The sequence below is a fragment of the Chelativorans composti genome (assembly GCF_039541695.1).
GTDB lineage: Bacteria > Pseudomonadota > Alphaproteobacteria > Rhizobiales > Rhizobiaceae > Chelativorans > Chelativorans composti.
The window spans coordinates 25,063-38,550 of record NZ_BAABGS010000066.1 but is presented as its reverse complement, the minus strand read 5'-3'; the positions used below and the strand labels follow the sequence as shown (position 1 = coordinate 38,550).

The 13,488-nt window shown below is 63.3% G+C and carries 11 protein-coding genes; 2 read left to right on the top strand and 9 right to left on the bottom strand.

What is annotated here, in order from left to right; translation table 11 throughout:
• Nucleotides 1-181: 181 nt before the first annotated feature.
• The 7 genes from ABD906_RS11780 to ABD906_RS11750 all read right to left on the bottom strand — a co-directional run bounded on the left by ABD906_RS11780 (nt 182) and on the right by ABD906_RS11750 (nt 9,776).
• Nucleotides 182-1,180 (bottom strand): 2-hydroxyacid dehydrogenase, encoded by a 999-nt coding sequence (locus ABD906_RS11780; RefSeq protein WP_345099599.1) that lies wholly within the window; start codon nt 1,178-1,180, stop codon nt 182-184.
• Between the two features lie 9 nt (nt 1,181-1,189).
• Nucleotides 1,190-2,818 carry an ABC transporter ATP-binding protein gene (locus tag ABD906_RS11775; RefSeq protein ID WP_345099598.1) on the bottom strand — a complete coding sequence of 543 codons (1,629 nt, stop codon included), beginning with the start codon at nt 2,816-2,818 and terminating at the stop codon, nt 1,190-1,192.
• Entirely contained in the window at nt 2,815-3,966 is a 1,152-nt protein-coding gene (locus tag ABD906_RS11770) for an ABC transporter permease (RefSeq protein ID WP_345099597.1), read from the bottom strand. Before ABD906_RS11770 ends, ABD906_RS11775 begins: the two co-directional genes overlap by 4 nt.
• On the bottom strand, nt 3,967-5,064 hold the full coding sequence (locus ABD906_RS11765; RefSeq protein WP_345099596.1) for a microcin C ABC transporter permease YejB: 1,098 nt from the start codon (nt 5,062-5,064) through the stop codon (nt 3,967-3,969).
• Nucleotides 5,065-5,163: 99 nt separating this feature from the next.
• Entirely contained in the window at nt 5,164-6,966 is a 1,803-nt protein-coding gene (locus ABD906_RS11760) for an extracellular solute-binding protein (RefSeq protein ID WP_345099595.1), read from the bottom strand.
• A gap of 65 nt (nt 6,967-7,031) precedes the next feature.
• Nucleotides 7,032-8,882 carry an extracellular solute-binding protein gene (locus ABD906_RS11755; RefSeq protein WP_345099594.1) on the bottom strand — a complete coding sequence of 617 codons (1,851 nt, stop codon included), beginning with the start codon at nt 8,880-8,882 and terminating at the stop codon, nt 7,032-7,034.
• Nucleotides 8,883-9,005: 123 nt separating this feature from the next.
• Nucleotides 9,006-9,776, bottom strand: coding sequence for a c-type cytochrome (locus tag ABD906_RS11750; protein WP_345099593.1), 771 nt, complete (start codon nt 9,774-9,776; stop codon nt 9,006-9,008).
• Nucleotides 9,777-9,973: 197 nt separating this feature from the next.
• Between ABD906_RS11750 and ABD906_RS11745 the strand changes: the two genes are divergently transcribed.
• Both ABD906_RS11745 and ABD906_RS11740 read left to right on the top strand, forming a co-directional pair.
• Complete coding sequence (locus ABD906_RS11745) at nt 9,974-10,714, top strand: 3-deoxy-manno-octulosonate cytidylyltransferase (RefSeq protein WP_345099592.1); 741 nt, start codon at nt 9,974-9,976, stop codon at nt 10,712-10,714.
• 2 nt (nt 10,715-10,716) lie between these two features.
• Complete coding sequence (locus ABD906_RS11740) at nt 10,717-11,598, top strand: prephenate dehydratase (RefSeq protein ID WP_345099591.1); 882 nt, start codon at nt 10,717-10,719, stop codon at nt 11,596-11,598.
• Between the two features lie 215 nt (nt 11,599-11,813).
• Here ABD906_RS11740 and ABD906_RS11735 read toward each other — a convergent pair whose 3' ends face one another.
• On the bottom strand, nt 11,814-12,392 hold the full coding sequence (locus ABD906_RS11735) for a DoxX family membrane protein (RefSeq protein ID WP_345099590.1): 579 nt from the start codon (nt 12,390-12,392) through the stop codon (nt 11,814-11,816).
• A 128-nt stretch (nt 12,393-12,520) separates the two neighbouring features.
• Nucleotides 12,521-13,459: an NAD(+) diphosphatase gene (gene nudC / locus ABD906_RS11730; RefSeq protein WP_345099589.1), complete on the bottom strand. Its 939-nt coding sequence runs from the start codon at nt 13,457-13,459 to the stop codon at nt 12,521-12,523.
• Between the last annotated feature and the right edge of the window lie 29 nt (nt 13,460-13,488).

The following is a 13,488-nucleotide window of genomic DNA, read 5'->3' as shown; positions in this document are numbered from 1 at the left end:
CGTGACGATCTCGTCGGGCTTGTGTCGCTTGTTGGCCATTGTGGTCCTCCTTCATGGTCAAAACCATACTTCAAGGTGGACCCGTTCAATGGGGGTGGATCACTCCACCCCATCGAGGAAATTAGTGATGAAACTGTCCCGGTAACCAGTCAACGTCATCATGTGATGGTGAGGGAGAGCCTTAATAACCCCGTTCCCGATCCACCAGGTTGCTGAGGGGTTCGCCGCGCTCGTAGGCTTCCATCTGGGTGAGCATGAGCGGGGCGAGGTGGTCGGGGTCAGAGGCGGCGGCCTCGTGCGGCGTCACGACGATGCGCGGATGCTGCCAGATCGGGCTTTCCTCCGGAAGCGGCTCGCGCTCGAAGACGTCGAGACTCGCTTCCTTCAGGATGCCCTCGTCCAGTGCGCGAAGAATATCGGCTTCCCTGTGCACGCGGCCGCGGCTCGCGTTGATGAGGCAGGGGCCTCCTAGGGGGCCGTTCTGGCGAAGGCGGGCCAGCACGCTGTAGTTCACCATGCCTTCAGTCGCCGGCGTGAGGGGCAGCAGAATGACGAGAATGTCCGTCCTGTTCAGGAAGGGCGTCAGGCCGTCCTCACCGGTATAGCTTTCCACACCCGGCACGTCGCGCGGGGTACGGCTCCAGCCCGCCACCCGGAATCCGATGGCCAAAAGCTTTTCGGCAGCGGCGCGGCCAAGCGCGCCTAGTCCCATGATGCCCACGGTCACTTCGCTGGCGGTCGGCTGGGAAAGGGATTCCCAGACGCTCTGCGCCTGCAGCTGGCGGTAGGCAATCCCCTGGCGGTGATGGTCCATCACGCGCCAGACCACATATTCGGCCATGTGCTGGGTAAGGTTCGGCGCGACCACGCGCACGATCGGAACATTGGCATGCAGATCATGGACGTCCGGGTCGGACATGATGTGGTCAACACCAGCGCCGGCGGAGAAAATGATCTTCAGGTTGGGCAGGCGCCGCAGAAGGCCGTGCGGATAGCGCCAGAGAACGGCGTAGTCGATGGTCGGGTCGACCTCGCCCGAGGGCTCCAGAACGACATTGCGGCCATCCTGGCTCAGCATCCTGCGCCAGTGGTCGGCATTCATCCCATGGGCTGTCAGGAGGACGCGGCCCTTGACGCTCTTCAAGGTTCCTGACGGAACCGCTGAGGGCTGGGTGGACATGGGGATCACCTATTCGTTCACGACGCCCACGGGGGCAGTCTCGATGTCGAAGGCCGCGGCGATCAGGGCGCGGGTGTAGTCCGTCTGCGGAGCAGTGAAGATCCGTTCGGAGGGTCCCGTCTCGACGACCTGCCCGTTGCGCATGACGATCACCTCGTTGGCCAGCGCCCGCACGACCTTCAGGTCATGGCTGATGAACATATAGGCCAGATTGTGCCGCTTCTGCAGGTCGCGCAGAAGGTCCACAACCTGGGCCTGAACGCTCATGTCGAGCGCGGAGGTTGGCTCGTCCAGCATCACGAAGCGCGGCTTCAGCACCATGGCGCGGGCGATGGCTATGCGCTGGCGCTGGCCGCCCGAGAATTCGTGCGGGTAGCGGAAGCGGACGGCAGGGTCGATGCCGACTTCCTCGAGAACCTCGACGACCATGCGGTCGCGATCGGCGGCGGAGAGACCCTTCTCGTGGATCTTCAGGCCCTCCTCGATGATCTCGCTCACCGACATGCGGGGGCTGAGCGAGCCGTAGGGGTCCTGGAATACGATCTGGATCTCGCGGCGGAGCGGGCGCATGTCGCGGAAGCTGCGGCCGTCGATGCGTTGGCCGCGGAAAGTAATCTCTCCCTGCGAAGAGATCATCCGGCAGAGGGCCAGGCCGAGCGTGGTCTTGCCGGAGCCGGATTCGCCCACGACGCCCAAGGTCTGGCCGGCGCGCACCGTCACGTCGACGCCGTCCACGGCCTTCACGTGGTCGACGACCTTTCGCAGGAAGCCTTTCTTGATGGGGAACCACACGCGGATGTTCTTCCCCGTCATCACCGTCTCGGCGTCGGGGTCCGCGGCAGGCGGCTCGCCCTTGGGTTCCGCCGCCAGCAGGTGACGGGTGTATTCGTGCCGCGGATTGGTGAAGATCTCTGCGGTCGGGCCGCTTTCGACGATCTTGCCCCTCGTCATCACGCAGACACGGTCGGCGATCTTGCGGACGATGCCGAGGTCATGGGTGATGAAGAGCATGGAAAGACCGCGCTCGCGCTTGAGCTCGGCCAGGAGCTCGAGGATCTGCGCCTGAACGGTCACGTCGAGAGCGGTCGTGGGCTCGTCGGCGATCAGCAGCTTGGGCTCGTTGGCGAGCGCCATGGCGATCATCACGCGCTGGCGCTGACCGCCCGAGAGCTGGTGCGGGAAAGCGTCGAGCCGCTTCTCGGGCTCGCGGATGCCGACCTGGCGCAGCAGTTCCAATGTGCGCGCGCGTGCCTTCTCGTTGCTCATGCCGCGGTGAAGCTTGAGGACCTCGCTGATCTGCCGCTCGATGGTGTGGAGCGGGTTGAGCGAGGTCATCGGCTCCTGGAAGATCATGCTGATCTCGTTGCCGCGGACGGCGCGAAGCTCGGGCTCCGGCGCCTTCATGAGATCCATGCCGCCAAAGTGGATCTCACCGCTCGGATGGCTCGCGGGCGGATAGGGGAGCAGTTTCAGGACCGATAGTGCGGTGACCGACTTGCCGGAGCCGGATTCTCCGACCAGCGCGAGGGTTTCGCCCGGCAGTATGTCGAAGGACACGCGATCGACGGCGAGGCTGGTCTGGCCGCCCTGCGTGAAGGCTACGGAAAGGTCGCGGACCGAGAGAAGGGGCTGGCTCATCGGAAGGTCTTCCTCGGGTCAAATGCGTCGCGCACGGCCTCACCAACGAATATCAGCAGCGAGAGCATGATGGAGAGGCTGAGGAAGCCGGTGATGCCGAGCCACGGGGCGTTCAGGTGCCGCTGGCCCTGGCGAAGGAGTTCTCCGAGCGACGGCGAGCCGGGCGGCATGCCGAAACCCAGGAAGTCGAGGGAGCTCAGCGTGGTGATCGAGCCGTTCAGGATGAAGGGCAGGAACGTGAGGGTGGCCACCATGGCGTTGGGGAGGAGATGGCGCAGCATGATGGTGCGGTTGGAGACGCCAAGCGCACGTGCCGCCGCCACGTACTCGAAGTTGCGGGCGCGCAGGAACTCCGCGCGCACGACGCCAACGAAGGCCACCCAGGAGAAGAGCAGCATGATGCCTAGGAGCACCCAGAAGCCGGGCGGCAGCACGGCCGCGATGATCAGGATAAGGTAGAGGACCGGAATGGACGACCAGATCTCGATGAAGCGCTGAAAGAGCAGGTCGGTCCAGCCGCCGAAATAGCCCTGCACGGCGCCGGCGGACACGCCGATCACGGCCGAGGCAAAGGTGAGGATGAGGCCGAACAGGACGGAAATCCGGAAGCCGTAGATCACCCGGGCCAGCACGTCGCGCGCCTGGTCGTCGGTGCCGAGCCAGTTCCAGTTGCCGATGGTGCAGTTCGGATCGTCGACGCCGAGCGGATAGCGGCTGCAGCGCTCCTCCTTGGTGTAGAGCCAGGACGGTTTCGCGGGAGCGGCACCCGGGATCTCGTTGTTGACCGTGCGGTAGGAATAGCGGATGGGCGGCCAGATCATCCAGCCATTGGACTCGATCTCCTCCTGGATGAAGGGGTCGCGGTAGTCGGTGACGGCCAGGAAGCCGCCGAACTTCTCCTCCGGATAGTCCACCAGAACGGGGACGAGAATCTCGCCCTTGTAGGAGGCGATCAGCGGCTTGTCGTTGGCCAGGAACTCCGCGAACAGGGAAAGGATGAAGAGGCCCAGGAAAATCCAGAGTGACCAGTAGCCACGGCGATTGGCCTTGAAGTTCTGCCAGCGCCGCTGATTGAGCGGCGAAAGAAAGGGCCGGCGAACACGGTTTCTGACCTGCTCAACCTCAGCTTTTGCCTGAATTTCGGACATTCAGACATCCCTCCGTTCAAAGTCGATGCGGGGGTCGATCAGCGTGTAGGTGATGTCAGAAATCAGGCTCACCAGCAGTCCGAGCAGCGAGAAGATGTAGAGCGTGGCGAAGACCACCGGATAATCGCGGTCGATCACCGAGCGGAAGCCGAGGAGTCCCAGACCGTCGAGCGAGAAGATGCTCTCGATCAGCAGCGAGCCCGTGAAGAAGGCCGAGATGAAGGCACCGGGAAAACCCGCGATGATGACGAGCATGGCGTTGCGGAACACGTGCCCATAGAGCACCTGCCGTTCGGACAGGCCCTTGGCGCGGGCCGTCACCACGTATTGCTTGCGGATCTCGTCCAGGAACGAGTTCTTGGTGAGCAAGGTCGTGGTGGCGAAGGCGGAGAGCACCAGCGCCGTCAGCGGCAGGGTCAGGTGCCAGAAATAGTCGACGATGCGCTGGGGCCAGGACATCTGGTCCCAGTTGTCCGAGGTGAGGCCGCGCAGCGGGAACCAGTCGAAGAAGGAGCCGCCGGCAAAAAGCACCATCAGCAGCACAGCAAACAGGAAGCTCGGGATCGCGTAGGCGACAACTATGACGCCGCTGGTCCATACGTCGAAACGGGAGCCGTCCTTGACGGCCTTGCGGATGCCCAGGGGGATCGAGATTCCGTAGGAGATCAGCGTGATCCATAACCCAAGGGATATGGACACCGGCATCTTCTCGATGATGAGGTCGATGACGGAGATATCGCGGAAGTAGCTCTCCCCGAAATCGAAACGCAGGTAGTTCCATATCATCAGCAGGAAGCGCTCGTGCGCCGGCTTGTCGAAGCCGAACTGCTTCTCCAGCTGTTCGATGAAGCGGGGATCGAGGCCCTGCGCGCCGCGGTACTTGGAGCTGGAAGCGGAGGTGTCGAAGGTCTGTCCAAGGTCCGAGGCCTGGCCGCCACCGATGCGGGAATCGGCACCGTTCGCCTGGCCGGTGATCTGGGCGATCACCTGCTCGACGGGGCCGCCCGGCGCAAACTGCACGATGATGAAGGACACAAGCATGATCCCCAGAAGCGTGGGGATCATCAGCAGGAGACGGCGGAGGATGTAGGCTCCCATCAGTTCGCCACTCCATCCAGGCAGGCGCAACCGCCAACCTTCACTGCCATCGGGCGAAACGCCTCGTCCGCTTGCCGCATATGCCCTTGAACCAACCCGTCACTTGCCAATGGCCTTCGCCTTTTCCTCGTCGTACCACCATAACGCTTCCACCGGAAAGCCATAGTCCGGCTTCGGCTCGCGAAACCCGAACTTGTCCCAGAAGGCGACACGACGATTCGCCGAGCCCCAATTTGGAATCCAGTCCAGACGCGCACGCAAGACCCTGTCGAGACATTTCATGGCAATAGTGAAATCTTGGCGATTGTCGGCACGGGCGGCGATGTCGACCAGCTGGTCGACGGCCTCGTCGGCCATGCCGACATAGTTGTTGCTGCCCGGCAGGTTTGCCGTGCTGGAGTGGAAGAACTGCATGAGCGTGTCGCGGGTCGGCGTGGCGCCAAGGGAGAAGGCCACGTCGATCATGTCGAACTCGAAGTCGATCAGCCGAAGCTGATACTGTGATGGATCGACCTGGCGGATGGTCGCGTCGATACCGATCGAGCGAAGGTTGCGGATGAAGCCTGGCGAGATGCGCAGGAAGGTCTCGTCGTTGACCAGATACTCGACCGTGAAACGCTCGCCCTTCTCGTTGTGGAGGAACCCGTCTTTCAGCGTCCAGCCGGCCTCGTGCATCAGACGGGCGGCTTCGCGCAGGTTGCGGCGATCGTTGCCGGTGCCGTCCGTCGTGGGCTGAACGACAGCTTCGCCGAAAGCCTCTTCCGGAATCTTGCCGCGTAGCGGCTCAAGGATGGCCAGTTCCTCGGGGCCCGGCAGCCCTTCCGCCTTATAGGGCGAGCTCTCGAAGGGTGACTGGTTGCGCCTGTAAAGGCCGTAAAAGATGTTGCGGTTGATCCACTCGAAGTCGAAGCAGCGGGCGATCGCCTGGCGGACGCGCAGGTCACGGAAGCGTTCCCTGCGCTGATTGATCGCCTTGCAGTAGAAGCTGGGACGCTGGTCTTCCGGGAACTCGCGCTTGATGACCCGTCCGTCGAGCACGGCCGGAAAGTCGTATTCGGTCGCCCAGACCGAGGCGGTGAACTCGCCGCGCCACTCCGTCTCGCCCTTCTTGAAGGCCTCGAAGGCGGCATTGCGATCGCTGAAGGAGTCGATGCGGATGATGTCGAAAAGATAGAGGCCGTTGCGGAACGGGAGATTCCTGGCCCAGTCGTCTTCCACCCGTTCGTATTCGATGAAGCGGCCGGCGGAGAAACGCCCCACCCGGTAGGGGCCGGAGCCCAGAAAGGGCTGGAGGTGCCCGCTGTCGAACTTTTTCGTCGCAAGTTCCTTCTTTGACAGGATCGGGAAGGTGGAGGCGGCGAGGATCGTCCGCTCCGACTGCTGTCCGGAGAAGGTGAGGCGGAATTCGCCGTCGCTCAGGGCTTCGGCGGCGGCCATCTCGGCCAGGATGAGCTGGAAGGTGGGATGGCCGTCGCGCTTCAGGAGATCGTAGGAGAAGGCCACGTCCTCCGCCGTGATCCGCGAGCCGTCATGGAAGCGGGCTTCCGGCCGCAGCCTGAAGGTGAAGCTGTTGCGGTCCTCGGAAATGGTCACGGTCTCGGCCACCAGCCCGTAAATGGTGTCCGGTTCGTCGAGGCTGCCGCTCATCAGACTGTCGAAGCACAGCTCCATGCGGGGCGGCGCGCTGCCGGTGCGCACGAAGGTGTTCAGCGTGTTGAAGGTGTTCGTGTTCTGGTTGAACAGCCAGTCGCCGGGCTGCAGCCGTATGATGCCGCCCTTCGGCGCATCGGGATTGGCGTAGTCGAACTGCTTGAAGCCGGCCGGGTACTTCAGGTCGCCGAAGGCGGACAGGCCGTGGACGGGCGTGTTGACGGGCGTGGCGGCAAAGATCGGTCTCGTCATGGCCGAGGCCGCCAACGAGGCCGCCCCTGTCAGAAACAGACGTCGCGTGAGACCCAACATGACGCTCACCTCTTGGCCGGATCTATCCACCAGGAGTCAATGTCAATTCCGGTATAGGCCGGCTGCTTTTCCGGAATGCCGAACTTGTTCCAGTAGGCCATGCGGATCGTCGGCTGGTAGTACTGCGGGATCGTGTAGTAGTTCCAGAGCAGCACACGGTCGAGCGCGTGGGTGAGCGCCACCAGTTCGTCGCGGTCCGTGGCGTAGATGATCTTGTCCACGAGGGCGTCCACCACCGGATCCTTGATGCCCATGATGTTGCGGGAGCCCGGCGTGTCGGCGGCCCTGCTGGTCCAATAGTCGCGCTGCTCGTTACCCGGGGAATTGGACTGCCCGAAGACCCCGGTGACGGCGTCAAAGTCGAAGTTCTGGACGCGCTGGATGTACTGGGAGGCATCCACGATACGGAGGGTTGCGTCGATGCCGAGCTTGCGCAGGTTCGGGATGAGGCCGTCCGTGATGATCTCCGCGGTCTCGCTGGCACCAAGAAACTCGATCCTGAACGGCTCGCCGGTTTCCTTGTTGACAAGCTTGCCGCCGCGGGTCTCCCAGCCTGCCTCGTTCAGGAGACGGATGGCTTCGCGCAGATGCTGGCGCTCCGACGTGGGCGTGTCGTTGACCGGCAGCTTGAACTCCTGCGTGAACAGCTCCGGCGGGAGCTGGTCGCGGAACTCCTCCAGGATCTCGAGCTCGCGCCCCTGCGGAATGCCGCCGGAGGCGAGCTCCGAGTTCTCGAAATAGCTGCCCAGGCGCTTGTTCAGGCCGAAGAAGTGCTTCCGGTTCTGGTCCTCGAAATTGTAGGCGAGCGTGAGGGCCTCGCGCACGCGGCGGTCAGCGAACTGCGGACGGCGCAGGTTGAAGACGAAGGCCTGCATGGGCTGAACCATGCCGCTCTTGAACTCGCGCTTGATGACCTTGCCTTCCTTGACGGCGGGGAAATCGTACTCCGTTACCCAGCGGCGGGTGGACGTTTCGCGCCGGATATCCTCGATGCCACCCTTCTTGAAGGCGAGGAAGGCGGCGTTGTCGTCCTGAAAATAGGTGTAGCGGCGCTGGTCGAAGTTGTTGCGGCCGATGTTCACCGGCAGGTTCTCGCCCCAGTAGTCCTTCACGCGCTCCCAGGTGATGTCGTTACCCGGGCGGAACTGGCCGATCTTGTACGGCCCGCTGCCGAGCGGCGGCTCCAGGGTCGGCTGGGAGATGTCACGCTTCGTTCCGTCCGGCCTCACGCCTTCCCACCAATGCTTGGGCAGCACGGGCAGGTCGCCCATGATGTGCGGCAGCTCGCGGTTGCCGGCCTGGTCGAAACGGAACTCGACCTCGCGATCGGAGAGAGCGACAGCCTCCTTCACGTTTGCGAAGTAGTGCATGTGTGAGGGACTGATCTTTTTCAGCGTCTCCAGCGACCAGATCACGTCCTCTGCGGTAATGGGCTTGCCGTCATGCCAGCGGGCGTCCGGGTTCAGCCTGTAGGTGGCGGAGGAGAAGTCCGGCGGGTACTTGAAGGCCTCAGCGATCAGGCCGTGGCTGGTGCCCGGCTGATCGGGCGACTGGGCCATGAGCGTCTCCCACAGCAGGCCGCCGAAATCGGAAAGTCCGGCCGCGGGAGTGCCCCGCACGATGAACGGGTTGAAGCTGTCATAGGTGCCGAAGGCAATCTGGTGCAGCGTACCGCCCTTGGGGGCGTCGGGATTGACGTAGTCGTAGCGCTCGAAAACGGCCTGTTCCGCATCAGGATCAATGAGCGAACTGGTGGTGCGCCATTCATCCTCGGCGCGTCCTCCGGTTCCTGCCAACAACACAAGCAGTCCAGCAAGTGCAGCCTTCCTGAAAGCAGCGGTTGCCGTTGCGTGCATATGATCGCTCCCAGATTGTCGACCCGAAAACAGTAGATCATTCACGGCAGAAGGCAAATGCCAAACAGCAACAAAAAAGCCGACCAAAGGCCGGCTTTTTCAAAGCTTTGTGAGATCGCCCGTTCACTGCGCCGACTGGGCCGGAGCCTCTTCGGCATTGCCGCCGTCGGTCTCGGGAGCAGCTTCCTCCTGCGGTGCAGCTCCCTGCTCGGTGGCGGCCCCATCGTTATCAGCCGGAGCAGCTTCGGTTGCCGGTGCCTGCTCAGCAGCCGGAGCTTCCTCCGCCGGAGCAGCCTGCTCGGCCGGAGCGGCTTCCTCCGCGGGAACGGCTTCTCCCTCAGCGCCCACTTCCGGGAGCGGAGCCGGCGAATCAGCCTGTTCGCGCAGGTAGGCGATCAGGTCGGCGCGCTCCTTGACCTTCTTGAGTCCCGCAAAGGCCATGGCCGTACCCGGGACGAAACCCTTCGGGTTGGCGATGAAATGATCGAGATTCTCGTAAGTCCAGGTCTTGCCGCCCTCGGCAAAAGCCTGCATGCCAGCCGAATAGCTGAAGCCCTCATGCGAGGCAACCGGACGGTCCACGACGCCCCAGAGGTTGGGGCCGACCTTGTTCGCGCCGCTCTTGTCGTCGGTGTGACAGGCCGCGCAACGCTTGAAAATGCTGGCGCCGTTCGCGGCGTCAGCCGACGCCAGAAGCGGCAGCACCGATTCGGGAGCACCACCGGAATCCGAGCCGGCCGAAGCGCCGCCGTCTTCCGAAGCGACGATTGCATAGCCGGGAGTTTCCGGTGCATGCGAGCTGAAGATCGCGTCTGAAACTAGGCTGACGGAAAACACGACAAAGACTGTGCCGAGGACCGCGCCTAAAACCTTATTGAGCTCGAAAGAATCCATACGCCCTGAGGCTCCTTCTCCACACGCTGCAAGTAACCTGCCGCCGAAATCAAACGGCTACTGGTCCTCACTCAACCGCTGCCTGCAAAAATTGCGCGGAAACTAGGTCTTTTGCAAATGGCTTGCAACACCTATAAGACCTTTCATAACTGCTACTTTTTGCCACTTTGCTCCAACCCAGAACCAGAAGCAACTCCATGACCATTCTCATCTTGATCCCAGCGCGGATAGACTCGACGAGGCTTCCCGGCAAGCCCCTGGCGGATATCGCCGGCAAGCCGATGATAGCCCAGGTCGCAGCGCGTGCGCTAGAGAGCAAGGTTGGCCGCGTCATCGTGGCCACCGACTCCGAGAAGGTGGCGGAAGCTGCCCGGGCAGAGGGCGTGGAAGCCATCGTCACCAAGGGCAACCATCAATCCGGCTCTGACCGGATCTTCGAGGCCCTGCAAACCGCCGATCCGGAAGGCAAGGCCGAGATCATCATCAATCTTCAGGGCGATCTGCCGACCATCCCGCCCGAGGACGTGCGGGCCGTGCTGCGACCGCTCGAGAAACCCGACGTGGATATCGCGACCCTGGGTGTGGAAATCACCGAGGAAGAGGAAAAGACCAATCCCAACGTCGTGAAGATCGTCGGCGTGCCGGTGACTGATTCGGGTGAGCGTCTGCGCGCCCTTTACTTCACGCGTGCGACCGCGCCCTGGGGGGACGGGCCGCTCTATCATCATGTTGGCATCTATGCCTACCGTCGCGCCGCGCTGGAGAAATTCGTCTCGCTTCCCGCGGGAACGCTTGAGAAGCGGGAGCGGCTGGAGCAGCTGCGCGCGCTGGAGGCGGGCATGCGAATCGACGCGGAGATCGTTCAGTCCGTGCCGCTAGGAGTCGACACGCCCGAGGATCTCGAGAAGGCGCGCCAGATGCTGGCGAAGAAAGGATAAGAATGGGTCCGACGAAGACGAACAGGATCGCCTTCCAGGGAGAGCCGGGGGCGAATTCCGACACGGCATGCCGCAACATGTTCCCCAACATGGAGCCGTTCCCATGCCCCACGTTTGAGGATGCTTTCATCGCGGTCGAGACGGGCAAGGCCGATCTCGCGATGATTCCCATCGAGAACACGCTGGCCGGGCGGGTCGCGGACATCCACTACCTGCTGCCGCGTTCCAAGCTGCACATCGTGGGCGAGTATTTCCTGCCGATCCAGTTCCAGCTGATGGTGCTGCCGGGCGTGGACATCTCCGAGATCAAATCGGTGCACAGCCACATCCATGCGCTTGGCCAGTGCCGCAAGATCATCCGCAAACACCGGTGGAAGCCGGTCGTCGCCGGCGATACGGCCGGGGCGGCGCGTCAGGTGGCGGAGGAAAAGATCCGCAGCCAGGCGGCGCTCGCGCCGCGGCTGGCGGCCGAGCTCTATGGGCTGGAAATCGCCCTGGAAAATGTCCAGGACGAAACGAACAACATCACCCGTTTCGTTGTGCTGTCCAAGGAGAAGCGGTGGGCGGAGCGCCGCTCTCCCGACCAGGCGATGCTGACGACGTTCATCTTCCGCGTGCGCAACGTGCCGGCCGCGCTCTACAAGGCGCTGGGCGGGTTCGCGACCAATGGCGTCAACATCACCAAGCTGGAAAGCTACCAGCTCGGCGGACGGTTCTTCTCCTCGCAGTTCTACGTGGATGTGGAGGGTCACCCGGACGACCGCAGCGTGCAGCTGGCGCTGGAAGAACTCAGCTTCTTCTCGCGGGAGGTGCGCATCCTCGGCGTCTACGAGGCGCATCCGTTCCGCCGCGAACAGTCGCAGATGGATGACGGTGCAGACTGACCTGTTGCGTCAGGCTGAAACGAAAACACGAAGGCGACCCGCGCCTCATGTTGAGAGCCTCCGACGGAGACCGTCGTTGGAGCTTTCCGGAACCGCGCCTTGCTTCGCGCGGTTCCAGACGGAAGACCGTTCCCGATTTCCCTGGGAGGGTTCTAAGCAATTGTTTTGTCGCAGTCCCGGACGGAAAACCGGGTTCCGCTTCTCCTGGGACTGCTCTAGTAGCGCTTGCGGAGAAACTTGCGGTCCAGCGAGAAATAGCCTCCGCCGAAGGCCGCAAAGAGAAAGGCGATGCCGGACCACAGAATGGACAGCAGCACGGACTTGGCCTGCGCCAGCTCGACGAAGCTCCGGCCTCCATCGGCGAGAAGGGCATAGCCTTCGCGCGTCAGCAACCCGGCCGTGGACGTGACGGCAGTGACGCCTTCCTGCGTCAGCAGTTGGGTTCCGAAGGGATAGGTCAGGTGATACCAGAGGGTGACGAGGAGCATGACCCCGACGGCGAGGGCAGCGGGCCTGGTGTAGAGACCCAGGGCAAGCAGGGCTCCACCCAGCACCAGAATGACCAGCAGGACGATTGACCAGACGGCTCCGGGATGGAAGCCGATACCGTCAAAGAAGGCGGTCATGCCGAGCGGATCCTTCATCAGTGGGATGCCCTGGATGACAAGGGCGGCTCCCGTTGCGAAACGCAGAGCTGTCCAGGCCAGCGGCTGGGCGACATTGTCGTAGAATGTCGCCATCCGTGGGAAGTACAACTCCTTCTTGGCATTCGTGAATGGTAGCACAGTGGCCATACCTCAACTCCTGATTATGCGACCTGGCCGCAACATGCGACCTGCGCAAAACGGTGAGCGGAGCCGAGGCGCGCGACAAGGAACGCCGACAGAGCTTTACGCGAGATGAGAGGCGGAGAAACGTTCCTTTACGCCGTAGCCTGGCTGGCCCAGAGTGCGATGAGGTAGCGCGCGATCGCGCCGCGCGTGGCGGCGCGCAGGCCGTCCGGGTGGGTGCCATCGAGCATCTGGAGAACTTCGGCGCGTGAGAACCAGCGGCAATCCTCCAGTTCCGCCGTATCGCGCTCGACTTCTTCCGTTTCGGCCTCGGCGATGCAGCCGATCATCAGCGAGAAGGGAAACGGCCACGGCTGGCTCGCCACGTAGCGGACAGGTCCAACGCGGACGCCGGATTCCTCGAAGGTTTCGCGGCGCACGGCCGCCTCGATGGTCTCGCCAGGCTCCATGAAGCCGGCGAGACAGGAGTACATGCCAGGCGCAAAGCGGTGGCTGCGGCCAAGCAGGCAGCGGTCGCCCTTCACGGCCAGCATGATCACCACGGGGTCGGTTCGGGGGAAGTGCTCCGCGCCGCAGCTCACGCAAACGCGGCGGTAGCCGCCGCTGCGCATCTCGCTTCTGCCGCCGCAGTGGCCGCAGAAGCGGTGGGTGTTGTGCCAGGCCAGAAGGGCGGCCGCCTGGGCGATCGCGCCGACCGTTTCCGCAGGCAGGTGATAGGTGCTGTAGGTGCCGCGAAGGTCCACTGCCTCGACGCCGCATTCTGCCGGAACGGTCTCCGGTTGGATCGGCGCGGCGAGGACCGGCCCCGACGGGGCGGTGCCGAGAAGCACCGTTTCGGCCAGGTCGGCGCCAAGGGCCCGGGCCTCGTTTTCGGTGAAGAAGGCATCGGGCGGCGTTCCCGTGCGGATGCAGACCTTTCCTTCCCCGGCGAGCAGGAAACGGGCCCGGTCATCGGCAAGCGCGATGCGGATGGCGTCATCCGTGCGCTTCTCGGAGCGCGTGTCGATCACGTTGCCAGTAAAGGCCAGCCATTCGGCCGCGGTCCTGGATTCGGAAGGGAAAAACGTCATGCCGCCCCCGCACGCTTCGGGAAATGTCT

Excerpts from the sequence above, each read along its gene's own strand:
- ABD906_RS11780 (WP_345099599.1), bottom strand. The coding sequence starts at position 1,180 with ATGTCCACCCAGCCCTCAGCGGTTCCGTCAGGAACCTTGAAGAGCGTC.
- ABD906_RS11775 (WP_345099598.1), bottom strand. The coding sequence starts at position 2,818 with ATGAGCCAGCCCCTTCTCTCGGTCCGCGACCTTTCCGTAGCCTTCACG.
- ABD906_RS11770 (WP_345099597.1), bottom strand. The coding sequence starts at position 3,966 with ATGTCCGAAATTCAGGCAAAAGCTGAGGTTGAGCAGGTCAGAAACCGT.
- ABD906_RS11765 (WP_345099596.1), bottom strand. The coding sequence starts at position 5,064 with ATGGGAGCCTACATCCTCCGCCGTCTCCTGCTGATGATCCCCACGCTT.
- ABD906_RS11760 (WP_345099595.1), bottom strand. The coding sequence starts at position 6,966 with ATGACGAGACCGATCTTTGCCGCCACGCCCGTCAACACGCCCGTCCAC.
- ABD906_RS11755 (WP_345099594.1), bottom strand. The coding sequence starts at position 8,882 with ATGCACGCAACGGCAACCGCTGCTTTCAGGAAGGCTGCACTTGCTGGA.
- ABD906_RS11750 (WP_345099593.1), bottom strand. The coding sequence starts at position 9,776 with ATGGATTCTTTCGAGCTCAATAAGGTTTTAGGCGCGGTCCTCGGCACA.
- ABD906_RS11745 (WP_345099592.1), top strand. The coding sequence starts at position 9,974 with ATGACCATTCTCATCTTGATCCCAGCGCGGATAGACTCGACGAGGCTT.
- ABD906_RS11740 (WP_345099591.1), top strand. The coding sequence starts at position 10,717 with ATGGGTCCGACGAAGACGAACAGGATCGCCTTCCAGGGAGAGCCGGGG.
- ABD906_RS11735 (WP_345099590.1), bottom strand. The coding sequence starts at position 12,392 with ATGGCCACTGTGCTACCATTCACGAATGCCAAGAAGGAGTTGTACTTC.
- nudC (WP_345099589.1), bottom strand. The coding sequence starts at position 13,459 with ATGACGTTTTTCCCTTCCGAATCCAGGACCGCGGCCGAATGGCTGGCC.